The sequence below is a fragment of the Pseudomonas sp. GW101-3H06 genome, assembly GCF_059424605.1.
The window spans coordinates 904,743-928,052 of sequence record NZ_JBWKZO010000001.1; the positions used below are offsets into that span (position 1 = coordinate 904,743).

Annotated in this window: 21 protein-coding genes and 2 pseudogenes; 15 read left to right on the forward strand and 8 right to left on the reverse strand. The window is 60.2% G+C overall.

Annotated features, from left to right (window positions below; all coding sequences use genetic code 11):
- Positions 1-111: 111 nt before the first annotated feature.
- The 4 genes from yfiR to AC07ZE_RS04105 all read left to right on the forward strand — a co-directional run bounded on the left by yfiR (position 112) and on the right by AC07ZE_RS04105 (position 3,255).
- Positions 112-687, forward strand: coding sequence for a regulatory sequestration protein YfiR (gene yfiR, locus AC07ZE_RS04090; protein ID WP_207261538.1), 576 nt, complete (start codon positions 112-114; stop codon positions 685-687).
- Positions 684-1,952, forward strand: a complete 1,269-nt coding sequence (gene dgcN / locus AC07ZE_RS04095; RefSeq protein ID WP_207261547.1) for a diguanylate cyclase DgcN/YfiN — start codon at positions 684-686, stop codon at positions 1,950-1,952. Before yfiR ends, dgcN begins: the two co-directional genes overlap by 4 nt.
- Positions 1,952-2,461 carry an outer membrane lipoprotein YfiB gene (gene yfiB, locus AC07ZE_RS04100; protein WP_207261549.1) on the forward strand — a complete coding sequence of 170 codons (510 nt, stop codon included), beginning with the start codon at positions 1,952-1,954 and terminating at the stop codon, positions 2,459-2,461. Before dgcN ends, yfiB begins: the two co-directional genes overlap by 1 nt.
- A gap of 83 nt (positions 2,462-2,544) precedes the next feature.
- Positions 2,545-3,255, forward strand: coding sequence for a CatB-related O-acetyltransferase (locus tag AC07ZE_RS04105; RefSeq protein ID WP_207261550.1), 711 nt, complete (start codon positions 2,545-2,547; stop codon positions 3,253-3,255).
- A 20-nt stretch (positions 3,256-3,275) separates the two neighbouring features.
- Here AC07ZE_RS04105 and AC07ZE_RS04110 read toward each other — a convergent pair whose 3' ends face one another.
- Complete coding sequence (locus tag AC07ZE_RS04110; RefSeq protein WP_207261553.1) at positions 3,276-4,223, reverse strand: LysR family transcriptional regulator; 948 nt, start codon at positions 4,221-4,223, stop codon at positions 3,276-3,278.
- 161 nt (positions 4,224-4,384) lie between these two features.
- On the opposite strand from AC07ZE_RS04110, the gene AC07ZE_RS04115 reads away from it, so the two are divergent.
- Both AC07ZE_RS04115 and mmsB read left to right on the forward strand, forming a co-directional pair.
- Positions 4,385-5,911, forward strand: a complete 1,527-nt coding sequence (locus AC07ZE_RS04115) for a CoA-acylating methylmalonate-semialdehyde dehydrogenase (protein ID WP_207261554.1) — start codon at positions 4,385-4,387, stop codon at positions 5,909-5,911.
- Between the two features lie 10 nt (positions 5,912-5,921).
- Positions 5,922-6,809: a 3-hydroxyisobutyrate dehydrogenase gene (gene mmsB, locus AC07ZE_RS04120; RefSeq protein ID WP_207261563.1), complete on the forward strand. Its 888-nt coding sequence runs from the start codon at positions 5,922-5,924 to the stop codon at positions 6,807-6,809.
- Positions 6,810-7,072: 263 nt separating this feature from the next.
- Here mmsB and gabP read toward each other — a convergent pair whose 3' ends face one another.
- The 4 genes from gabP to AC07ZE_RS04140 form a co-directional block, all read right to left on the reverse strand.
- Positions 7,073-8,473 carry a GABA permease gene (gene gabP, locus AC07ZE_RS04125; RefSeq protein WP_207261572.1) on the reverse strand — a complete coding sequence of 467 codons (1,401 nt, stop codon included), beginning with the start codon at positions 8,471-8,473 and terminating at the stop codon, positions 7,073-7,075.
- A 467-nt stretch (positions 8,474-8,940) separates the two neighbouring features.
- On the reverse strand, positions 8,941-9,291 hold the full coding sequence (locus tag AC07ZE_RS04130; protein ID WP_077048014.1) for a cupin domain-containing protein: 351 nt from the start codon (positions 9,289-9,291) through the stop codon (positions 8,941-8,943).
- Positions 9,292-9,458: 167 nt separating this feature from the next.
- Positions 9,459-10,862 carry an amino acid permease gene (locus AC07ZE_RS04135; RefSeq protein ID WP_095194050.1) on the reverse strand — a complete coding sequence of 468 codons (1,404 nt, stop codon included), beginning with the start codon at positions 10,860-10,862 and terminating at the stop codon, positions 9,459-9,461.
- 105 nt (positions 10,863-10,967) lie between these two features.
- Positions 10,968-11,870 (reverse strand): LysR substrate-binding domain-containing protein, encoded by a 903-nt coding sequence (locus tag AC07ZE_RS04140; RefSeq protein ID WP_207261574.1) that lies wholly within the window; start codon positions 11,868-11,870, stop codon positions 10,968-10,970.
- A gap of 188 nt (positions 11,871-12,058) precedes the next feature.
- Between AC07ZE_RS04140 and AC07ZE_RS04145 the strand changes: the two genes are divergently transcribed.
- Positions 12,059-12,823, forward strand: a complete 765-nt coding sequence (locus tag AC07ZE_RS04145; RefSeq protein WP_207261576.1) for a sulfite exporter TauE/SafE family protein — start codon at positions 12,059-12,061, stop codon at positions 12,821-12,823.
- 3 nt (positions 12,824-12,826) lie between these two features.
- Here AC07ZE_RS04145 and AC07ZE_RS04150 read toward each other — a convergent pair whose 3' ends face one another.
- On the reverse strand, positions 12,827-13,141 hold the full coding sequence (locus AC07ZE_RS04150) for a putative quinol monooxygenase (protein WP_095194047.1): 315 nt from the start codon (positions 13,139-13,141) through the stop codon (positions 12,827-12,829).
- Positions 13,142-13,304: 163 nt separating this feature from the next.
- Here AC07ZE_RS04150 and mdaB point away from each other — a divergent pair, with 163 nt between their 5' ends.
- The 8 genes and pseudogenes from mdaB to AC07ZE_RS04190 all read left to right on the forward strand — a co-directional run bounded on the left by mdaB (position 13,305) and on the right by AC07ZE_RS04190 (position 21,030).
- A complete protein-coding gene (mdaB, locus tag AC07ZE_RS04155; RefSeq protein ID WP_207261578.1) occupies positions 13,305-13,895 on the forward strand; it encodes an NADPH:quinone oxidoreductase MdaB in 591 nt (196 codons plus the stop codon).
- Between the two features lie 126 nt (positions 13,896-14,021).
- Entirely contained in the window at positions 14,022-14,933 is a 912-nt protein-coding gene (locus tag AC07ZE_RS04160) for a LysR family transcriptional regulator (protein WP_207261580.1), read from the forward strand.
- 87 nt (positions 14,934-15,020) lie between these two features.
- A pseudogene (locus AC07ZE_RS04165) lies at positions 15,021-15,161 on the forward strand (NAD-dependent epimerase/dehydratase family protein); the annotation flags it as partial.
- Between the two features lie 64 nt (positions 15,162-15,225).
- Entirely contained in the window at positions 15,226-16,671 is a 1,446-nt protein-coding gene (locus AC07ZE_RS04170) for a SulP family inorganic anion transporter (RefSeq protein WP_207261582.1), read from the forward strand.
- Between the two features lie 186 nt (positions 16,672-16,857).
- Complete coding sequence (locus AC07ZE_RS04175) at positions 16,858-18,207, forward strand: GntT/GntP/DsdX family permease (protein WP_207261590.1); 1,350 nt, start codon at positions 16,858-16,860, stop codon at positions 18,205-18,207.
- 15 nt (positions 18,208-18,222) lie between these two features.
- Positions 18,223-19,083 (forward strand): MurR/RpiR family transcriptional regulator, encoded by an 861-nt coding sequence (locus AC07ZE_RS04180; RefSeq protein ID WP_207261592.1) that lies wholly within the window; start codon positions 18,223-18,225, stop codon positions 19,081-19,083.
- A 1-nt stretch (position 19,084) separates the two neighbouring features.
- Entirely contained in the window at positions 19,085-20,542 is a 1,458-nt protein-coding gene (locus AC07ZE_RS04185) for an N-acyl-D-amino-acid deacylase family protein (protein WP_207261595.1), read from the forward strand.
- Between the two features lie 119 nt (positions 20,543-20,661).
- Positions 20,662-21,030: a glyoxalase superfamily protein gene (locus AC07ZE_RS04190; protein WP_095194039.1), complete on the forward strand. Its 369-nt coding sequence runs from the start codon at positions 20,662-20,664 to the stop codon at positions 21,028-21,030.
- Between the two features lie 119 nt (positions 21,031-21,149).
- Here the strand turns inward: AC07ZE_RS04190 and AC07ZE_RS04195 are convergent, their stop codons facing one another.
- Both AC07ZE_RS04195 and AC07ZE_RS04200 read right to left on the reverse strand, forming a co-directional pair.
- Positions 21,150-22,013 carry a methyl-accepting chemotaxis protein gene (locus AC07ZE_RS04195; RefSeq protein WP_404940884.1) on the reverse strand — a complete coding sequence of 288 codons (864 nt, stop codon included), beginning with the start codon at positions 22,011-22,013 and terminating at the stop codon, positions 21,150-21,152.
- A 42-nt stretch (positions 22,014-22,055) separates the two neighbouring features.
- Positions 22,056-23,069 (reverse strand): annotated as a pseudogene (locus AC07ZE_RS04200) (methyl-accepting chemotaxis protein); the annotation flags it as partial.
- Between the last annotated feature and the right edge of the window lie 241 nt (positions 23,070-23,310).

Genomic DNA, 23,310 nt, shown 5'->3' on the forward strand with positions numbered 1-23,310 from the left:
GGTTCCAGGCGACGGGATCTGTCCGAAGTGCCATGGTGCACGGTCTCGCTGGTGTTCAAACGCTATGCTATCGTGCGGCATCATTTGGCTATGATCGAAGAGAATCCCTGCATGAAGGTGGCTGTCTGGACGACAGAGCGTGTCGTTGGTTGCAAACAAGCACTGCTCGCCAGCCTTCTCTGTTTGTTGTCTGGCGTCGCCTGCGCTCAATCGCACGCCCCGATGAGCATGGCCGACCATCGTGCCGGGTCGGTCACTCAAGTGGTTCTCGGAATTCTCAGTTATGCCCGTTGGCCGGTTGAGCCGGCGCAACTTCGTCTGTGTGTAGTCGGCCCCACTGAATACACCGACGACCTTGTCAAAGGCACAACCCAAGAGACGGGGCGGCCGGTGACGGTGCAACGACTGTTGGCCGACAACCCGTCTATCGCCGGTGAGTGTGATGCGGTGTACATCGGCAAGCTGACCAGCGAAGAACGCAATCGGCTGTTTGCATCGCTGACCGGGCGGCCTGTGTTGAGCATCAGCGAAAGCGACGATCAATGCACAGTAGGCAGTCTTTTCTGCCTGCGGGTCAGCGATGAACAGGTTTCCTTCGAGGTCAACCTCGACTCCGTCGCCCGTAGCGGTGTGCGCATTCATCCAAGCGTGCTGCAACTGTCCCGTCGCAAACCGGCGGCGTCATGACGGTATTCAAACCGGGTAATCGCCCGACCTTGCGCTCGGTCATCGGCCGCGGTCATTTGATCGTCGCACTGGTGGGCGTGGCCATGGCCAGCGTTTCACTGACGCTGTTGGGCGTTCTCGCCTTGCGGGTTTATGCCGACCACAACCTGCATTTGATTGCCCGCTCGATCAATTACACCGTGGAAGCCGCCGTGGTGTTCAACGACAAGGCCGCTGCCGCCGAGGCACTGGCATTGATCGCCTCCACCGAAGAAGTCGCCGATGCCAAGGTTCTGGATGTACGGGGCCAGTTATTGGCACGCTGGCAGCGACCGGAAACCGGGTTGTTGACCGAACTCGAAATGCAGATGGCCAAGGCTTTTCTGGAAAAGCCCATCAGCATGCCAATCGTTCATCAGGGCCGGGAGATTGGCAGCATTTCGCTCACCGGACATGGCGGCAGTCTGATGCGCTTTTTACTCAGCGGGCTGGTGGGCATTGTGCTGTGCACGGCGATCAGCGCCTGGGTGGCGCTCTACCTGGCTCGCCGGCAGTTGCGCGCAATCACCGGACCTTTGCGCAGCCTGGCCTCGGTGGCTCACGCCGCCCGCAGCGAGCGTGCCTTCGACCAACGTGTTCCTGCCGCTTCCATTGCCGAACTCGACAACCTGGGCAATGACTTCAATGCCCTGCTCGATGAGCTCGAAGCCTGGCAGACCCACCTGCAAAGCGAAAACGAAGCCCTTGCCCATCAAGCCAGCCATGACAGCCTCACGGGGTTGCCGAACCGGGCATTTTTTGAAGGTCGCCTGCTGCGTGCGTTGCGCAACGCCAACAAACAGAATGAGCGAGTGGCTGTGCTGTTCCTCGACAGCGACCGGTTCAAGGAAATCAACGATGGCTTCGGGCATGCAGCCGGTGATGCGGTATTGGTGGCTGTGGCCAATCGGGTTCGAGCCCAATTGCGTGAAGAGGATTTGGTGGCACGATTGGGCGGTGACGAGTTTGCCGTACTGCTGACACCGCTACACAAAACCGAAGATGCCGAACGCATCGCCGACAAAATCATCGCCAGCATGGAAGAGCCCATTGAGTTGCCTGGCACTAACGAGGTATTGACCTCACTCAGTATCGGCATCGCCGTGTACCCCGATCATGGGGTCACGCCGGGTACGCTGCTCGATGCTGCCGATGGAGCCATGTATCAAGCCAAGCGCCTGTCCCGAGGCGCGCAACACACGGCAGGGTCGGAGCACCCTGCCGCCGATGTTCAAATCAGGAGCTAATGTCCGTGTCCTCACTCATCCAGCGTTCCCTGCGATTTGTCACGATCACCTTGATGATGGCTGTGTTGGCCCTGTCCGGTTGCCAGTCGGTGCCGCAAAAAGGCCTGACTCCAGCGCAAATCGCCGTGCTGAAACAACAAGGTTTCGAGCTGACCGATGAGGGCTGGGCATTCGGTCTGTCCGGCAAAGTACTGTTTGGCAGTGACGTGGATAGCTTGAATGCGCAAAGCACCGAAATTGTCGAGCGCATCGGCAAGTCGTTGCTGGGCGTCGGGATCGAGCGAGTGAGGGTCGATGGCCACACCGATGCATCGGGTAAAGAGTTTTACAACGAACAACTTTCCCTGCGCCGGGCAAAAAGCGTCGGCACCGTTCTGGCCGCTGCCGGAATGAAGCAAGAAAATATCCAATTGCGGGGGCTTGGCAGCAACGAGCCCGTGGCCTCCAACGACACGGCTTCCGGGCGCACCGAAAACCGCCGGGTCTCGATCGTCGTGAGCGCCGACTGATCCGGAATGTCAGTTCGTATTAACCATTTCAAGTTTCGGGCGTACGCGCCATTGCAGATACGCGGAAGGCGACCATTTTTCAGATGAAAAAAATAATAAAGTTACTTCGAAACCATTTCTGGAAAAAATGGCTTCGCCAGCACAAATGCAAGATGGCGGGTGGTGTGTCGTCCCTTGGCGCAAAAACCACACTGATACTCGAAGAGCATGTAGCGCTCGGCAATGTAGTCATCAATGCCAAACAGCTCAGTATTGGCGCACACACGTACATTCGAAGTGATTGCGTGCTATCGGCTGTTTCTTCAATAGGACGATTCTGTTCCATCGGCAGCAACTGCTACATCGGCCAGGATAAGAACACCCATCCTTCGGATTGGGTGAGTTCCCATCCCTTTCAGTTTACAAAGACATCGTTAACCTTCGAGCCGGAAATCGTTGATGTAACCATTGGCGATGATGTGTGGATCGGGCATGACGCGATGATCATGGAAGGGGTCACAGTGGGCACGGGAGCTATAATCGCCACGCGTGCCGTGGTGCTTCACGATGTTCCGCCCTATGCCATCGTCGCTGGGTTTCCGGCGAAAGTGATCAAGTATCGTCACCCTCCGGAACTCGCCTCACAGTTGTTGAGCAGCAAGTGGTGGGAATGCAATGTCGATTTTCTTCTGACCCAGCGCCTGGACGAACCCGAGGCCGCATTGCCTCAACTGATGGATGCTCGTGCCGACAATCTTGCGAACTACAAACAACTGGAAGTAAGCCGCAAAGGTTGTCGTGTCTTGCCCAACTGATCTCGCCGGCTTGCGGACACTCAGTCCGTAAACCGCAACTCCCGCGTCTGCCCCAGCAACAACGGGCCATTCAGCTCAGTCACCTCGCGGATGTAATCCCACAACAGGGTGATCCGCTTGAGCTTGCGCAGGTCTTCGCGGCAGTACATCCAGAACTGCCGCGTGATGTTGATTTCTTCTGGCAACACCGGCAGCAAACGCGGATCCTGGGCGGCGAGGAAGCAGGGCAGGATCGCCAGGGATCGCCCTTGCTGCGCCGCCACGAACTGGGCAATCACACTGGTACTGCGCAAATTGGCGCTGGCGCCAGGCAAGACGTTGGCCAGGTACAGCAGTTCCGAGCTGAACGCCAGGTCATCGACATAACTGATGAATGAATGCTTACCCAGATCGGCCGGGCGGCGGATGGTCGGGTGTTTGTCCAGGTATTCCTGGGTCGCGTACAGCTGCAAGCGGTAATCGCAGAGTTTGCAGCAGACGTACGGTCCGTGCTCCGGGCGCTCCAGGGCGATGACGATGTCCGCTTCGCGCTTGGACAGGCTGATGAAGTGCGGCAGGGGCAGGATGTCCACCGAGATCGCCGGGTAGGCGTCGACGAAGTGGCTCAACTGCGGGGTGATGAAGAAGCTGCCGAACCCTTCGGTACAGCCCATGCGCACATGACCGGAAAGCGCCACACCGGACCCCGAGACCTGCTCGCAGGCCATGTGCAGCGTGCTTTCGATCGACTCGGCGTAACCCAGCAGCCGCTGGCCTTCGGCGGTCAGGACAAAACCGCTGGTCCGGGATTTCTCGAACAGCAAGGTGCCCAATGAGGCTTCCAGCGAACTGATGCGTCGCGACACGGTGGTGTAGTCCACCGCCAGGCGCTTGGCGGCGGTGCTGGCCTTGCGGGTCCGGGCGACTTCGAGGAAAAACTTGAGGTCATCCCAGTTCAACGAGCCTAACGACGTGATGTTTTTTTGCATGTTGGACCGGCTTTTATGTGCGTTCTTATCAGAAGTTTGCACATCTATACTCCAAAAACAGCCCGACAACCAATTCGCGGCATACGCCTCCTCAAGGCGACTTTCTCGCCTTGGCTCCCCTGATAGCTCTCTTCAACAAGAATAACGTCCAGGAGACCCACATGAACGCATCGCTTACGCCTAACGAAACGACTGTACAAAAGGTCAAGCTATTGATTGACGGTGAGTGGGTCGAATCCAAGACCACCGAATGGCACGACATCATCAACCCGGCGACCCAGCAAGTGCTGGCCCAAGTGCCATTCGCGACCGCTGAAGAAGTGGACGCAGCGATCAGCGCGGCCCATCGCGCCTTCCAGACCTGGAAGCTGACCCCGATCGGCGCGCGGATGCGCATCATGCTCAAGCTCCAGGCGCTGATTCGCGAGCATTCCAAACGTATCGCCGCGGTCCTGAGCGCAGAGCAGGGCAAAACCATTGCTGACGCGGAAGGCGATATTTTCCGTGGTCTGGAAGTGGTCGAGCACGCGTGCTCCATCGGCAGCCTGCAAATGGGCGAGTTCGCTGAAAACGTTGCCGGCGGTGTTGATACTTACACCTTGCGCCAACCGATTGGTGTCTGCGCCGGCATCACCCCGTTCAACTTCCCGGCGATGATCCCGCTGTGGATGTTCCCGATGGCCATCGCCTGCGGCAATACCTTCGTACTCAAGCCATCCGAACAGGACCCGATGTCGACCATGCTGCTGGTGGAGCTGGCCATCGAAGCCGGCATTCCGGCCGGTGTGCTCAACGTCGTGCATGGCGGCAAGGACGTGGTGGACAGGCTCTGCACCCACAAAGACATCAAGGCTGTTTCCTTCGTCGGTTCGACCGCGGTCGGTACTCACGTCTACGACCTGGCCGGCAAGCACGGCAAGCGCGTGCAATCGATGATGGGCGCCAAGAACCACGCCGTGGTGCTGCCGGATGCCAATCGCGAACAGGCACTGAATGCGTTGGTGGGTGCCGGCTTCGGCGCGGCCGGGCAGCGATGCATGGCCACGTCTGTGGTGGTGTTGGTGGGCGCGGCCAAGCAATGGCTGCCGGACCTGAAGGCTCTGGCGCAGAAGCTCAAGGTCAATGCCGGCAGCGAGCCGGGTACCGATGTGGGGCCGGTGATCTCGAAAAAAGCCAAGGCGCGGATTCTCGATCTGATCGAAAGCGGCATCAAGGAAGGCGCCAAGCTGGAACTGGACGGTCGCGAGATCTCGGTACCTGGTTACGAGAAGGGCAACTTTGTCGGCCCGACTCTGTTCTCCGGCGTGACCACCGACATGCAGATCTACACCCAGGAAATCTTCGGCCCGGTGCTGGTGGTGCTGGAAGTCGCCACCCTCGATGAGGCCATTGCCCTGGTCAACGCCAACCCGTTCGGCAACGGCACGGGCCTGTTCACCCAGAGTGGTGCAGCGGCGCGCAAATTCCAGACCGAGATCGACGTTGGCCAGGTTGGCATCAACATTCCGATTCCAGTACCGGTTCCGTTCTTCAGCTTCACCGGTTCCCGTGGTTCCAAACTCGGCGACCTCGGCCCATATGGCAAGCAAGTGGTGCAGTTCTACACTCAGACCAAGACCGTCACCAGCCGCTGGTTTGACGATGACAGCGTCAACGACGGTGTGAACACCACCATCAACTTGCGTTAAGGAGCCGGACATGAAAATCGCTTTTATCGGTCTCGGCAACATGGGGGCGCCGATGGCGCGCAACCTGATCAAGGCTGGCCATTCATTGCGCCTGGTCGATCTGAACAAGGCCGTGTTGGCAGAGCTGGAACAGCTGGGTGGCAGCATCAGTGCGTCGGCCCGGGAAGCGGCACAGGGCGCGGAACTGGTGATCACCATGCTGCCGGCTGCCGTGCATGTGCGCAGTGTCTGGCTCGGTGAGGACGGTGTGCTCGCCGGTATCGGCAAGGGTGTGCCGGCGGTGGATTGCAGCACCATCGACCCGCAGACCGCCCGTGACGTGGCCGCTGCTGCGGCCAAGCAGGGTGTGGCCATGGCCGATGCGCCGGTTTCCGGTGGCACCGGTGGTGCGGCGGCCGGGACGCTGACCTTCATGGTCGGCGGGACGGCGGACTTGTTCGCCACCTTGCAACCGGTGCTGGCGCAGATGGGGCGCAACATCGTCCACTGCGGTGAAGTCGGCACCGGGCAGATCGCGAAGATCTGCAACAACCTGCTGCTGGGGATTTCCATGGTCGGTGTCAGCGAGGCCATGGCCCTGGGCGACGCATTGGGTATCGACACCCAAGTGCTGGCCGGCATCATCAACAGCTCCACCGGGCGTTGCTGGAGTTCGGAGATGTACAACCCATGGCCTGGCATCGTCGAAACGGCGCCAGCCTCGCGTGGCTATACCGGCGGCTTCGGTGCGGAATTGATGCTCAAGGATCTGGGGCTCGCCACGGAAGCGGCGCGTCAGGCGCACCAGCCGGTGGTGCTGGGTGCTGTGGCCCAGCAGTTGTATCAGGCGATGAGTTTGCGTGGGGAAGGGGGTAACGACTTCTCGGCGATCATCAACAGCTATCGCAAACCGCAGTAACGGGCGGCTGCGACAAGTTGGGTTTGAGTTAGAAATGTGTGGGATCGAGCCTGCTCGCTCCCACAGGTACAGCATGTGCGCATCGACATTTACCGGGAAATCACGTCGGGTGATTTCCCGGTTTTTTATGCGTGAAAAGGATCAGGGCCAGGTTCGATCACGCATTTGCACGCTGGCAAAGGTCGATCCATTTCCGACCGGGCACGCTCATCGCTCGGTGGAACGCCGTGCCACCAGGGTGCGCAACCGGAGTCTCTCTTGAGTTAGCCCACGGACGTCGCCGTCGCAGACTGCGCAGGGTGACGCGACGTGACCAGGCCGATAAAGGAAATCGCCAGTGCCAGGCCAATGGTCGTCGACACTTCAGTACGGTGTTGCGGGGAAATCATCATCACTGCCAGCGCAGCGCAAATGAACGCGATCACCAGCCACGTCAGCCATGGGAACAACCACATGCGAAAGGCCAGCTCGACGTTCTGTCGGCGCAGCATCCGGCGCATGCGCAACTGCGATACCGCGATGGCCAGGTACACCAGCAAGGCAATCGCGCCGGAGCTGGCCAGCAGGAACTCAAACAACCCGGCGGGCATGAAGTAGCTCCAGACGGTAATCGCCGCCCCCAACACCGTGCTGGCGATGACCGCCGCCCGTGGCACGCCTTCGGAGGAGGTCGCCTTCAGCGCTTTCGGCGCGTCGCCACGACGCCCCAGCGAGTACAGCATGCGCGAGGCGATATAGATCGAAGAGTTCATGCAACTGGCCACGGCGATCAGCACGACCACGTCCACCATGAACTTGGCGTGGGGGATGTTCATGATTTCCAGCGCTCGCTGGTAGGAACCTACCGAGGCCAACAGCGGATCGTTCCAGGGCACTACGGAGATGACCACGAAAATCGACAGCAGATAAAACACGCCGATGCGCCAGATCACCGAACGCGTGGCCTTGGCAATGTTCTGCGACGGGTTGTCGGATTCGGCGGCGGCGATGGTCACCGCCTCGGTACCGATGAAGCTGAACATGATGGTGATGAAGGCGCCCACGACCGCCGACAGGCCATTGGGCGCGAACCCGCCGTTTTCAGCCATCAGACCGCTCAAGCCGCTGACTTCCCGATCGGGAATCCAGCCCATCAGCACCGCGAAACCCACGCCGATGAAACCAATGATTGCCACGACCTTGGCCATGGCGAACCAGAATTCGAATTCGCCGTACTTGGACACACTGAACAGATTGGTGATCACCAGCGCAATGATCGATAGCAGGGCGAACAGCCATGCATCGAGCTGGGGAAACCACTGGTTCAGCACATGGCCTGCGGCCAACGCTTCGATAGGGATCACCAGCACCCAGAACCACCAATAGAGCCAACCAATAGTGAAGCCCGCCCAGCGGCCGATGGCCTGGTCGGCATAGGTGGAGAACGAACCGGTGTCGGGATTGGCCACCGCCATTTCACCGAGCATGCGCATGACCAGAACGACCAGCAAGCCCGAGAACAGATAGGCCAGCAACACGGCCGGCCCAGCGGCCGCAATGGCATGCCCCGAACCTACGAACAAACCGGCGCCGATAATCCCGGCGATAGACAGCATGGTGACGTGACGAGGTTTGAAGCCCTGCGCCAATTGGCCACTGGAATCCTTGGAGGTGGGGCTAATCATTATTTTTTCTCTGGTGAACGACATTTGAGCGTGCTGATGGGGGCGGTGATTGTCACGGTTGCCGGATGCCCTTTCTGAACGTTGCGCCCTCCAGACGCTGCCGTTTTGGTCAAACCCATCATCGCGATGTGGTTATATCGGTGAAAAGCAGCGCCACCTTACCCGGCTTGTCCGGCGCTCCCGTTACCTGATCGCGCCACCTCCGTATCTGAAATCGACACAGGCAAGCTTTGCGTTCGTGATGAAAACCAGTGGGTCACGGAGTGGCAGAAAGCAATCACTTGGTTTTCGAGTATTCTGCCGATGTCGCGGCGAAGCGTCTAGCGCGGGTATTTTGAGCGTAGGTTGGGTGTTCGGGAGGGGATGCAAGTGCGTTTATGGCGGGTGTATTACGCAACGAGTCGTTACTTGGGTAACGACTCATTGTGGGTGTCGCTTTTGTAACCGAGTGTCGTTTTGTGAAGGGATCAGGCAAACACAAAATATTTGCGTACGGTTTCCACTACTTCCCAGGTGCCTTTCATCCCTGGTTCGATGACGAAAATATCGCCGGCACGCAGATGGATCGGTTCCTTGCCCTCAGGGGTGATGATGCAGTACCCCTCGCGGAAATCGCAGTATTCCCACTTCACGTATTCCACGTACCACTTGCCCGGCGTGCAGATCCAGGTGCCCATGATCTTGCTGCCGTCTTCACTGGTGTAGGCGTTGAGGTTGACGGTGTGCGGGTCGCCTTCGAGTTTCTCCCATTTGCAGGCGTCGAGTACGGGCAGCGGGTGGGTGTCGCGAAGTACGGTAATCGGTGCGTTTGCGGTCATGATGACTCCGGGCGTTGGAGAGAACTGAAGGCGCATCCTGACGGGCTTGGCGCTGTCCGAGTTGTCTGTGCTCGACATTGAGGTATCCAGAAGCGCTCGGTGATCTGTGCACCCCATGAAAAACGCCCCGGCATTCATCGAATGCCGGGGCGTTTTATTGGGCGGGATTACTGAGCCACGGGCAGGTTTCGATGCCTGGCCATGCGCAACCGGTAGCAACCGTAGATCACCAACACCCACACCGGCATCGCGTACACCGAGGCGCGTACTGGCGGAATCATCCAGATGACGCAGATGATCACGGCCATGAACGCCAGGCACAGGTAGTTGGTGTACGGCGACCAGAAGGCCTTGAAGCCTGGCACGATGCCGCGTTGACCCATGGCCTTGCGGAACCTCAGGTGCGTCAGGCTGATCAGCGCCCAGTTGATCATCAGGGACGCGACTACCAGGGCGAACAGCAACTCAAGCGCTTCCTGCGGCGCGACGTAGTTGACCAGCACGGCCAGCATGGTGATCAGCGCCGATACGCCCAGTGCCAGCAATGGCACGCCCTGTTTGTTCAGTTTCATCAGCACCTTGGGGGCGTCGCCTTGTTCGGCCAGGCCGTAGAGCATGCGGCTGTTGCAGTAGACGCCGCTGTTGTAGACCGACAGCGCCGCGGTGAGCACCACGAAGTTGAGGATTTGTGCGGCCGTGTCGCTGCCGATCAGGGCGAAAATCTGCACGAACGGGCTGCCACTGTAGGCATCGCCCGACGCGCCGAGTGTCTGCAGCAGTTGGTCCCACGGATACAGCGACAGCAGCACGGTCAGCGCGCCGACGTAAAAGATCAGCACCCGGTAAACCACTTGGTTGATGGCCTTGGGAATGACCTTGCGCGGCTCGCTGGCTTCAGCGGCGGTGATGCCGACCAGCTCCAGGCCACCGAAGGAGAACATGATGAACGCCATTGCCATCAGCAGGCCGCTGTAGCCATTGGGGAAGAACCCGCCGTGATCCCACAGGTTGCTCACCGAGGCTTGCGGGCCGCCGGTGCCGCTGATCAGCAGGTAGCAACCCAGGACGATCATGCCGATGATGGCCACGACCTTGATGATCGCAAACCAGAACTCCATTTCACCGAAGACTTTGACGTTCAGCGTATTGATCAGGTTGACCAGCACGAAGAACACTGCGGCGCTGACCCAGGTCGGCACTTCCGGCCACCAGAACTGTACGTACTTGCCGACGGCGGTCAGCTCGGCCATGCCCACCAGCACATAGAGCACCCAGTAGTTCCAGCCGGACAGGAAACCGGCGAAACCGCCCCAGTAGTTGTGGGCAAAGTGACTGAAGGAACCGGCCACCGGCTCTTCGACAATCATTTCGCCGAGCTGGCGCATGATCAGGAACGCGATAAACCCGGCAATCGCGTAGCCGAGGATCATCGACGGTCCAGCGGACTTGAGCACCCCGGCCGAGCCCAGGAACAGTCCTGTACCAATGGCTCCACCCAAGGCGATCAGCTGAATATGACGATTTTTCAGCCCCCGCTTGAGCGTCCCCTGTTGCAAGATTTCATCCGCCATCTGGTTCCCTTCTGGTTGTTGTGGCCAGGCTTGATTTCAAAGGGCGAATGTTACTCCGGGTCACCTCTTCGTTATACAACCACGCGTAGGGCCAAACGGTGATTTTCAAGGATTTTCACGGCGGTTTGCGCTACGCAACACTTCGAACAAGGCTCTGGCATAGCCGGGCAGATGCTCGAATGAGCGTGCGCACAGCAACAGTTTTCGCTGCGCCCATGGCTCCTTCAGCGCGAAGCTTTTCAGCGGTTGAGCCACCGTCCAGCGCTGGAGGGCCGCCAGCGGCACAATTCCCAGCCCTGCACCGTGCGCGACCATGCGCATCACCGCGTCGAAGCCTTCGGCACGGATACGGATTTGCATGCGCATTCCTGTGTGCAAAGCCTGCTCTTCCAGGTACACCGCCAAGGCGCTGTTGGCGGTCAGGCCGACGTAGTGGTGCAGCAGCGTGTCGCTGAAACTCGGTGGTTCGCAACCCGCCAAGGGATGCCCGGGCGGCATGATCAGCACCAGCGGATCGTCGCGAAAGGGCAGGGTGTCGAGGGTGTGGGTGTCCACCGCATCGGAGACGATTCCCAGGTCCGCAGCGCCTTGGCGCAGGGCGTGGGTGATGCGCGTACTGGGCAGCTCCTGCAAGTCGATGTCGAGGTTGGGGTGATCACGCAGGAAGTCGGCGAGCAACTCCGGCAGGTATTCGGTGATCGCCGTGGTGTTGCACAGCAATCGCACCTGGCCTTTGACGCCGTTGGCGTATTCGGCCAGGTCTTGTTGCATGCGCTCGGCGTGTTGCAGCAGGGTGCGGGCGTGCCGTGCCAGGGCTTTTCCCGCAGGTGTCGGGGTCACCCCGCGGCGGCCGCGCTCCAGAAAATCAATGCCGAGTGACGTTTCCATTGCGCGGATGCGCGCGCTCGCCGCTGCAAGTGACAGATGACTGCGGGCGGCACCGGCGGTGATGTTGCCGGTGTCGAGGATGTTCAGGTAGAGGCGCAGGTCGGTGAGGTCGAAGTGCATTGGCAGCCCTTGGAAATGTGTTGTCTGGGCGATATTCGCGAGCAGGGGAACGCATTTCAAATGTGGGAGCGAGCCTGCTCGCGAAGGCGTCAGTAGCCTCCACCCACACTTCAGCCTCTTGCCGGGGAAGAGGCACCCTCAGTATATGGCAGATTTTCAACCGGCCAATCCGGGCTCACGATAGCCCCATGAATACACTCGCCTCGTTCTACCAAAACCTTGGTCTGCCCCTTTCATTGCTGGTCATTGCCACCTTCCTGCTGGCCGGCATGATCAAGGGGGTGATCGGCTTGGGGTTGCCGACCATCGCCATGGGCTTGCTCGGTCTGGCTATGGCGCCGTCGCAGGCTGCCGCATTGCTGATCATCCCGGCGACGCTGACCAACGTCTGGCAACTGGCATTCGGTGGGCATCTGCTCGGGTTGATCAAACGGCTGTGGCCGATGCTATTGGCGATCTTCATCGGCACGGGGGCGGGCACGCTGTGGATCGGCATGGCCGGAGGGCATTGGGTGGTGCGAGGTCTGGGCGCGGCGTTGTTGCTCTATGCGTTGAGTGGGTTGTTCCTGCCTACCCTGCGCGTCGGCGGATGCAGCGAGCCTTGGCTCGGTCCGTTGTGCGGGGTGCTGACGGGCGTGATCACCTCGGCCACCGGCGTGTTCGTGATTCCGGCCGTGCCGTATCTGCAAGCGCTGGGTTTGAGCAAGGATGAGCTGGTGCAGGCGCTGGGCCTGTCATTCACCGTCTCGACCCTGGCCCTGGCTGGCGGACTGTTATGGCGCGGCGCCCTCGGCGGTGGCGAGTTGAGTGCATCGCTGCTGGCGCTGATGCCGGCGGTGCTCGGCATGTGGCTGGGGCAGTGGCTGCGCCAGCGGATCAGCGCCGTGTTGTTCAAGCGTGTGTTCTTCGTTGGCCTGGGATTACTCGGCGGCCATTTGCTGATCAGCGGCTAGCCGCTAGCGGCTATTGGAGGGGGGGCTGATCATTTCGATGGCGCGGATCTCGAAGTCCCGTTCCAGGTACTCATCGCGCTGATCAAGAAACTGCTTCATGTGTGGCAGATTCGAGTGCACGTCCAGGTGGGCCTGGGACTGCCAGATCTCGTAGAAGATAAACAGGCTCGGGTCCTGTTTGTCGCGCAGCATGTGGTACTCGATGCAGCCGGGTTCGGCACGGCTCGCTTCCACATGGCGGCTGAAGAACGCTTCGAAAGCATCGGATTTTTCCGGACGGGTCTTGGCGTGCAGGATGAAACCTTGCATTTCACTCATGAAATTGTCTCCTCGGTACAGAACTGGTGCCAAGTCTAAGGCAACAATCTCCTGACGATTCGTGCGTGTGGGTCAAATGAATTTTGCGAAAGGCGCGCTTATTCCGCGCGAAGCCCATCGCTATTCTGCCGCCATCCATTTCTGACCTTCCCGAGACCCACCCATGAAAAAAGTTCTGTTGCTCAATGGCGGCAAAAAATTCGCTCACTCCGACGGTCGCTACAACGCCACCCTGCACGAAGCGGCGTTGAGCGTGCTGGACCGTGGCGGCATGGATGTCAAAACCACCTTCATCGACGAGGGCTACGACGTCGCTGAAGAAGTCGCCAAATTCCTCTGGGCCGACGTGATCATTTACCAGATGCCAGGCTGGTGGATGGGCGCGCCGTGGACCGTCAAGAAGTACATCGACGAAGTGTTCACCGAGGGTCACGGCAGTCTCTACGCCAGCGATGGCCGCACCCGTTCCGATGCGTCGCAGAAGTACGGCAGCGGCGGCCTGATTCAGGGCAAGCAGTACATGTTGTCGTTGACCTGGAACGCACCGCAGCAAGCCTTCGATGACCCGACCGACTTCTTCGAAGCCAAGGGCGTGGACGCGGTGTACTTTCCGTTCCACAAGGCCAACGAGTTCCTCGGCATGACGGGCTTGCCGACATTTCTCTGTGTGGATGTGATGAAGCGCCCGAATATCGAAGTCGATGTGATGCGTTATGAGCAGCATTTGACCGAGGTGTTTGGCCTTAAGGCGTAACGCTCGGCTACTATCGATTGCCTGAGTGTGTGGGTTGTGGGCTTTTGTGGCGAGGGGATAAATCCCCTCGCCACATGAGTCTGCTGACTACTGTAAAACGGTTCGACGATCGATAAAGGGACACACGTGAAAGCCAGATCCGATGAGTTGCAGATCTTCGTCTGCGTGATTGAGTGCGGGTCGATTTCCGCGGCGGCCGAGCAGGTCGGGCAAACGCCGTCGGCGGTCAGCCGGACACTGTCGCGGCTGGAGGCCAAGCTCGATACGACGTTGATCAACCGCACCACTCGGCGCATGGACCTCACCGAGGAGGGCAAGTATTTCTTCGAGCACGCCAAGCTGATTCTCGATCAGATGGACGAGCTCGAAGAACGCTTGTCCTCCCGCCAGCAAACGCCGTCCGGGCGCTTGCGCATCAACGCCGCCTCACCGTTCATGCTGCACGCCATCGTGCCCTACATCGATGAGTTTCGCAGGCTCTATCCCGATATCCAGCTCGAACTCAACAGCAATGACCTGATCATCGATCTGCTTGAGCAAAGCACCGACATCGCCATCCGTATCGGCACACTCGCCGATTCGACCCTGCACGCCCGTTCCCTGGGTTGCAGTCCGATACACATCGTCGCCAGCCCGGCCTACCTGGAAAAACACGGTACGCCGACCGCAGTGGCCGATCTGGCCGAGCATACGCTGCTGGGGTTCACCCAGAACGAAGGGCTCAACCAATGGCCGTTGCGCTACGTGCACGGTGATCGCTGGCCGATCCGGGCGTCGCTCAGCGCCTCCAGCGGCGAGACCATCCGCCACCTGGCGCTGGAAGGCCAGGGCATCGCCAGCCTGTCGCACTACATGACCATCGAAGACATTCGTGCCGGGCGCTTGAAAGTATTGCTGGCAGAGTTCAACAGCGGTTATCGCCAGCCCATCAACGCGGTGTACTACCGTAACTCGCAGTTGGCCCTGCGGATCCAGTGTTTCCTGGATTTCATCCAGGGCAAGTTGGCGCTTTATGCGAGCTCGGATTTCAAGGACTGATTCGTGATCCCAGGGCTAGAGTGAATTGGGCCGGCAGGCATTTTTCACCGGGGATCTCTCCCTGATACTACCGGCCGGAACATCTGATCCAACGTGCATATCGAAGACGTGGTGTCGCTGTATCTGCTGGCGCTGACCAAGAATATCCCAGGCACGTTTTACTTCGTCGAAAGCGGCGAAGCGTCGTTCATCGACATGACCACGGCCATGGCGCAGGCGCATAAGCTGGCCGGGCTGCCCTCGATTCCGTAACATCCGCACACTCTTATCTCGCTACTCCCCGCGGTCCTCCATGAAACCAAAAAACCTGCGCGCCGATATCCTGGCCGGTCTCACCACGTCCTTTGCCCTGCTGCCCGAGTGCATCGCCTTCGCGCTGGTAGCCCATCTCAATCCGCTGATGGGGCTGTATGGCGCGTTCATCATTTGCACCCTCACCGCGCTGTTGGGTGGTCGACCGGGCATGGTGTCCGGGGCCGCCGGGTCGATGGCGGTGGTGATCGTCGCGTTGGTGGTGCAGCACGGTGTGCAGTATTTGCTGGCCACTGTGTTGCTGGGCGGGTTGATCATGTTGGCGTTCGGCTTGCTCAAGCTCGGCAAGCTGGTGCGCATGGTCCCGCACCCGGTGATGCTTGGCTTCGTCAACGGTCTGGCGATCGTCATTGCCCTGGCGCAACTGGAGCATTTCAAGAGCGGTGAAACCTGGTTGAGCGGTACACCGCTGTACATGATGGTCGGGCTGGTGCTGCTGACGATGGCCATCGTCTATCTGATGCCGCGGCTGACCCGCGCCGTGCCACCGGCACTGGTGGCGATCCTGGGGGTGGGCCTGGCGGTGTATCTGCTCGGCCTGCCAACTCGCACCTTGGGTGACATGGCGCACATTGCCGGTGGCTTGCCGACGTTTGCCTTGCCGGATATTGCGTGGAACCTGGAAACCCTGCGCATCATCGCGCCGTACGCGATCCTGATGGCCATGGTTGGCTTGCTGGAAACCCTCCTGACCTTGAATCTCACCGACGAAATCACCGAGAGCCGTGGCTACCCGGATCGCGAGTGCGTAGCGCTCGGGGCCGCGAATATGGTGTCCGGTGTATTCGGCGGCATGGGGGGTTGCGCGATGATCGGCCAGACCATGATCAACCTCAGCTCTGGCGGACGTGGCCGCGTCTCCGGCGTGGTGGCCGGGGTGTCGATTCTGCTGTTCATCCTGTTCCTGTCGCCGTTGATCGAGCGCATACCATTGGCGGCGCTGGTCGGGGTGATGTTCGTGGTGTCGCAGCAGACTTTTGCCTGGGCCTCGCTGCGGGTGGTCAACAAGGTGCCGCTCAATGATGTGCTGGTGATCATCGCCGTGACGGTGATCACCGTGTTCACTGACCTGGCCACCGCCGTGCTGTGCGGGATCATCATTGCCGCACTGAATTTCGCCTGGCAGCAAGCGCGTGAGCTCTACGCCGACAGCCACCTGGAAGCCGACGGCAGCAAGCTGTACCTGATGCACGGCACGCTGTTCTTCGCCTCGACGACACCGTTCCTCAATCAGTTCGATCCTGCCAACGACCCGTCGGTGGTGACGATCGATTGCCGCCATTTGAGCTTCGTCGACTACTCAGCCATTGCCGCGCTCAAGACCCTGCGCGAGCGCTACGAAAGAGCCGGCAAACACTTGCGGGTGCTGCACTTGTCCGAGCGCTGCAAAAAGCTGCTCAAACGTGCACGCGTGAATCACGACTGACGGAATGATCGTTTCCGGCGATGAAAATTCGCCGGTCCGATTTTCATTAATCGCGACATCACATATCCGTCCGCGACATTCCTTACCTCTATACGAAAATTACTTTCACCTCGTTTGATAAACATGCTTCGAAATGTTTTAAGAGTTTCACAAAACTTTCGACGTGACCCTCTCGAGGAGTACCGCATGACCCTGTCCTTCGGCTATTGGCTGCTGGTGTACGCCGCCATCGCCATCATTGCCCTGATCGTTCTGATCGCCCGTTACCGGCTCAACCCGTTCATTGTCATCACCCTGATTTCCATCGGTCTGGCGTTGGTCGCGGGAATGCCGCCGTCCGGTGTGGTCGGGGCTTATGAGGCCGGGGTCGGCAAGACCCTGGGGCATATCGCGCTGGTGGTGGCGCTGGGCACGATGCTCGGCAAGATGATGGCCGAGTCCGGCGGTGCCGAGCAGGTAGCACGGACGTTGATCGACCGTTTCGGTGAGAAAAACGCGCATTGGGCGATGGTTTGCATTGCCTTCCTGGTGGGCCTGCCGCTGTTCTTCGAGGTCGGTTTCGTGTTGCTGGTGCCGATTGCCTTCACTGTGGCGCGACGGGTCGGTGTGTCGATCCTGATGGTCGGCTTGCCGATGGTTGCCGGGCTTTCGGTGGTGCATGCGCTGGTACCGCCACATCCGGCGGCAATGCTGGCAGTGCAGGTGTACCAGGCGTCGGTGGGGCAGACCTTGCTCTATGCGATTGCGATCGGCATTCCTACGGCGATCATCGCCGGTCCGATCTATGCCAAATACATCGTGCCGCGCATTCAGCTGCCGGCGGAAAACCCGCTGGAGCGCCAGTTCCTCGAACGTGAACCGCGCGACAGCCTGCCGGGCTTCGGCATCACCATGGCGACCATTCTGTTGCCGGTGGTGCTGATGCTGATCGGCGGCTGGGCCAACCTGATTTCCACGCCGGGCACCGGTTTCAACCAGTTCCTGCTGTTCATCGGCAACTCGGTGATCGCGCTGCTGCTGGCGACTTTGCTGAGCTTCTGGACCCTCGGTCTGGCCCAGGGCTTCAGCCGCGAGTCGATCCTCAAGTTCACCAACGAGTGCCTGGCGCCGACAGCCAGCATTACCTTGCTGGTAGGCGCCGGCGGTGGCTTGAACCGGATCTTGGTGGACGCCGGCGTCACCGACCAGATCGTCAGCCTGGCCCACGAATTCCACCTGTCGCCGCTGTTGATGGGCTGGCTGTTCGCCGCGTTAATGCGCATCGCCACCGGCTCGGCCACCGTGGCCATGACCACCGCGTCCGGCGTGGTCGCGCCAGTGGCGATTGGCCTGGGCTATCCGCACCCGGAATTGCTGGTGCTGGCGACCGGCGCCGGCTCGGTGATTTTCTCCCACGTCAACGACGGCGGCTTCTGGTTGATCAAGGAATACTTCAACATGACGGTCACCCAGACCTTCAAGACCTGGACCGTGCTGGAGACCATTATTTCAGTGGTTGCCTTCGCGTTGACCGTTGGCCTTTCTTACCTGATTTAGCCGGAGCCGCTTGCCATGGATATCCTTTACCAGATTCGCGCCCGCCAGGATTCTTTCAGCGCCGGTGAAGGACGCATCGCCCGCCTGATGCTCGACGACGTGGGCTTCGCCGCGTCCGCCAGCCTCGATGAGCTGGCGCAGCGGGCGGAGGTGAGTACGGCGACGCTGTCGCGTTTCGCCCGCACGGTCGGCTGCCGCGACTTGCGTGATCTACGCCTGCAACTGGCCCAGGCCAGCGGTGTCGGCAGCCGCTTTCTCGACCCGGCGGGCACGCCTGAGCAATCAGCGTTCTACGGACAGATCGTGGGGGACATCGAGTCGACCCTGCGCCAGCATCTGGCGGCCTTCGACGAGTCGCGCTTTAGCGATGCAGTCAAACTGCTGGGCAAGGCGCGGATGATCCATGCCTTTGGCATGGGGGGGTGCTCGACCTTGTGCAGCGATGAGTTGCAGGTGCGCCTGGTGCGACTCGGCTACCCGATTGCGGTTTGCCACGACGCGGTGATGATGCGCATCACCGCCTCCAGTCTCAGCGCCGAACACGTGGTCATCGTCTGCTCGCTGACCGGCATCACCCCGGAGCTGATTGAAACGGTCGAGCTGGCCCGCAGCTACGGCGCACGGATTCTGGCCATTACCCGCGGCGACTCGCCGCTGGCGCAATTGGCTGACATCGTGCTGCCGCTGCAAAGCGCCGAAACCTCCTTCATCTACAAACCGACGGCGGCGCGCTACGGCATGTTGCTCGCCATCGATGTGCTTGCCACCGAGCTGGCACTGGCCAATCCTCAAGACAATCAAGAGCGTCTGCGGCGGATCAAGCTCGCCCTGGACGATTACCGCGGCGGCGACGATCACTTGCCGCTGGGAGACTGACATGATGTACGACACGCTGATCCGCAACGCCTTGATCATCGATGGCAGCAACAGCCCCGGTTATCCGGGTGACGTGGCGATTCTCAATGGTCGCATCGAGCGCATCGGCGATTTGCACGACGCCCGCGCCGTCGAAGAAATCGATGCACAGGGCCACGTGCTGGCGCCGGGTTTCATCGACGTGCACACCCACGATGACACGGTGGTGATCCGCCAGCCGCAGATGCTGCCCAAGCTCAGCCAGGGCGTGACCACGGTGATCGTCGGCAACTGCGGGATCAGCGCCTCACCGGTGAGTTTGCGCGGCGATCCACCGGACCCGATGAACCTGCTCGGCACCTGCGCCGCCTTTGTTTACCCTAAATTCAGCGATTACCGCGCCGCGGTCGAAGCGGCGAACACCACACTGAACGTGGCCGCTCTGGTGGGCCATACCGCGTTGCGCAGCAACCACCTCGATGACCTGTTTCGCACGGCGACCCCCGATGAAATAGCGGCGATGCGCGAGCAACTGCGAGAGAGCCTGGAGGCTGGTGCGCTGGGCTTGTCCACCGGTCTTGCCTACGCCAGCGCGTTCTCGGCATCCACCGACGAAGTCATGCAACTGACCGAAGAGCTGACGGCCTTCGGCGCGGTCTACACCACCCATTTGCGCAGCGAGTTCGAACCGGTGTTGGAGGCCATGGACGAGGCATTCCAGATCGGTCGCCATGCGAAATCCCCGGTGATCATTTCCCACCTCAAATGTGCTGGCGCCGGTAACTGGGGACGCAGTCCGCAACTGCTGGCATCCCTGGAACAGGCAGCGAAAACCCACCCGGTGGGCTGTGACTGCTATCCGTATGCCGCGAGCTCGTCGACCCTGGACCTCAAGCAAGTCACCGATGCCCATCGCATCACCATCACCTGGTCCACGCCGCACCCGGAAATGGGCGGCCGCGACCTGATGGACATCGCCGCCGAATGGAACCTGTCGTTGCTCGACGTGGCCCGCCAGCTGCAACCGGCCGGGGCGGTGTATTACGGGATGGACGAAACTGATGTGCGACGAATCCTCGCGCATCCACTGTCGATGGTCGGTTCCGATGGCTTGCCGGAAGACCCGTTTCCACATCCACGGCTGTGGGGCGCCTTCCCACGGGTGCTCGGACATTTCAGCCGTGACGTCGGCCTGTTCCCGCTGCACACGGCTGTGCACAAGATGACTGGATTATCGGCGGCGCGATTTGGCTTGAAGGAGCGCGGCGAGATCCGTGAAGGGCATTGGGCGGACCTGGTGTTGTTCAACCCGGCGACCGTTCGCGATGTCGCGGACTTCAATGATCCGCAACGAGCAGCCGAAGGCATTGAAGGGGTGTGGGTCAATGGTGTGCTGAGCTACCGCGACGGTCAGGCGAACGGGCGCAGGGAAGGGCGGTTTCTGGCGCGGGAAGGGGACCTGCGCGACGGGTTTCAATGACGTTTTGGGCCGTGCATCACAATGATGGCATATTGAGATTAAAGAATGCTTTCACCCAGCCGAATTGCTGACGTACAGCCCGGCTACACTGTGGGCTATTTCTGTCTGGGAGCAACTCGATGAGCTTCGGCAAAACCACCCCGATCCTGCGGATCTTCGATGAAATCAAGGCTGTTGAATTCTACGTCGACTTCCTTGGATTCAAGATCGACTGGCAACACCGCTTCGAAGCCAACTTCCCGTTGTACCTGCAAGTGTCTCGGGGCGAGTGCGTGTTGCACCTGTCCGAACACCACGGCGATGCGACACCGGGCTCGGCCTTGCGCATCGAGACCGATGAACTGGAAGCCTTCCAACAGCAACTGCTGGCCAAGGACTATCCATTCTCCCGCCCGCATATCCAGGCGATGCCGTGGGGCAGCCAGGACATGACCATCAGCGATCCGTTCGGTAACCGTTTGGTGTTTACCAATGCGATCAGTGTCTGAATTTCTTTGGTGACAGATACATCGCCATCGCGGGCAAGCCCGGTCCCACAGGTTGCTCACTGAACCTGTGGGACCGGGCTTGCCCGCGAATGGATCTCTCATTAACCGCTGACCCAAGGTCAAACGCGGAAGTGGCTGACCATCATCTGCAACTGGTTCCCCAACCGCGCCAGTTCAACACTGGACTTGGCCGTCTCGTCGCTGGCCGCAGCGGTCTGTTCCGACACGTCGCGCACGTTGATGATACTGCGGCTGATTTCTTCGGCCACGGCGCTTTGCTGCTCGGCGGCGGCAGCGATTTGCTGGTTCATCGACTGGATGTTGGACACCGTGCGGGTGATGTTTTCCAGTGACTCACCGGCCTTGCGGGTCAGGGCTACGCTGCTGTCGGTGAGCACGCGACTGTTGTTCATCACTGCCGACACTTGTTGCGTACCGTTTTGCAGGCCGGCGACCAAGTCTTCGATTTCTTCGGTGGACTTCTGCGTGCGCTGGGCCAGGCCGCGAACCTCGTCGGCCACCACGGCAAAACCACGACCGGCCTCACCGGCACGCGCCGCTTCGATGGCGGCGTTCAGTGCCAGCAGGTTGGTCTGTTCGGCCACAGCCTTGATCACGTCCATGACGCTGCCGATCTTGTCGCTTTCCTGCTGCAATACGCTCATGGCCTCGGTGGAACGCACCACCTCGCTGGCCAGGCGCTCAATCTGCGCGATGGCTTCGTTGACCACTTTGTCGCCTTCACGGGCCTCGCCGTCGGCAGCCGCGGCGGCTTGCGAGGCCTGTTCGGCATTGCGAGCAACTTCCTGAACGGTCGCAGTCATTTCGTGCATGGCCGTGGCGACCTGATCGGTCTCGACCTTCTGGCTATTCACGCCGGCGCTGGTTTGCTCGGTCACCGCCGACAGTTCTTCGGCGGCACTGGCGATCTGGGTCACACCATCGCGGATCCCGCTGATCAAGTCACGCAGGGTCACGCCCATGCGCGCAATGCCTTGCTGCAACACGCCGAGTTCATCGCGGCGGGTGACGTTGACGTCCTGGGACAGGTCGCCGCTGGCGATGCGATTGACCACGGCCAGTGTATCGCGCAGTGGGCCAGTGATCTGGCGAGTGATGAGCACGGCGGCAATGATGCCCACCAACAATGCCAGCAGCGTGCTGACCAGTTGCAGGGTGCGGGCCTTGGTACTTTCGGCGTCGCGGCGGTCGAGCTGGATCTGATACAGCTGCTCGCTCAGGGAGACGATGGCGGCGCCCTGGTCGGTCATTTCCTTGCGCGACTGCACCACATCGTTGCTCGCGGCTTTATAAGCCTGCAGGGCATTGCGGTAGTTGCCCAGTGCGGTCTCCAGCTGCGGCAGGGCATCCGGTTGCACGTCGGCGAAATGCACGTTGAGCTGCTTCACGCTGGCGATGGCCGTGTCCAGTTGGGCGACGGCTTTCTGTTCGGTTTCGGCGTTGGTGGTGGCGGTGTAGCCGCGCACTTCGTAGCGAGCCTGCAGGAAGGCTTCCTTGGCGGCGGTGATGGCCTGGAACTGCTCGAAACGTTGATCGCTCGGCGGCAGTTGTTGCACACGGGTGTTCAAGCTGTTGATCAGCGTGTTGGCAGTTTCCGCGTTGGCCGTCATGACGTCCCGTGCACTGTTGCCGGCGCGATAGGCACCTCGCATTTTGTTCAGCGACGCCTTGTAGGCGTCGATGACACTACCTTGCTCCTTGAGCAGCTTGAGGTTTTCCGGGCTCTTGAATTTCACCAGCAAGGCCTGCTGCTGGGCGGAAAAGGCTTCAAGGCTGGTCTGCACATTCTGGGCGGTGGTTTCGTCGCCGTTGGTCAGCATGTATTGCAAACGCACCACGCGCAGCTTGGTCAGGCCGGCGTTGAGCTGGGTGATGTCGCTCATCCAGTTGCTGCGGTCAATCAAACTGCCGAGGCTGGTCCAGCCAGTCAGGGCGAGGACGCAGGTCAGGGCCAGGACCAGGCCAAACCCCAGGCCCAGTTTCAGGTTCACGCTGATGTTGCCGAACCAGCTATTCATCAAAATTCCTCCAGGAACGTGGTGCTTCTCGATCGTCGGTTGGCTGGAAGATTGTTGTTTTTAGGTGCCAGCAGGGGGTGTAGAAGGGGGTTATCGGCAGCAACCGCGAGAGCTGAAAGGATTTTGTTGGACGGATTTTGCAAGCACAGGCTTTTGCGTCTTTATCGCAGCCTTTAAGCTTTTTTTCACAAGCGTTTCACTGCCTGCCCACGCCCTTGTCCCTACCCTCGCCGCATCAAAT